This window comes from Secundilactobacillus angelensis, from assembly GCF_012641075.1.
Classification (GTDB): Bacteria; Bacillota; Bacilli; order Lactobacillales; family Lactobacillaceae; genus Secundilactobacillus; species Secundilactobacillus angelensis.
In genome coordinates, this window is the sequence record NZ_JAAXLJ010000130.1 from 1 (window position 1) to 221 (window position 221).

The following is a 221-nucleotide window of genomic DNA, read 5'->3' on the forward strand; positions in this document are numbered from 1 at the left end:
TGCAATGTTTATATCCGACTTTCGTATATGCCGTCATAGACTTCCGCTTTAACAACATCCATATCTGTACCGCCGTTATCAACATATTTCAAAATATTCCACAAAGAATTATGTAAATATTCAGCTTCAATCACTAACTCTTTTTTACTCATATGGCTGTATTCACTATTTTTATCTAAGTCATGCTCATCGTAATAATCTTCAAATAATCCCATACTCAT

1 protein-coding gene is annotated in these 221 nt (G+C 32.1%); it reads right to left on the bottom strand.

Going from position 1 to position 221, the window contains the following annotated elements; translation table 11 throughout:
- Window positions 1–8: 8 nt before the first annotated feature.
- Window positions 9–221 (bottom strand): hypothetical protein (locus HC026_RS12675; RefSeq protein ID WP_013130269.1); only part of this gene is annotated, 213 nt, incomplete at its 5' end.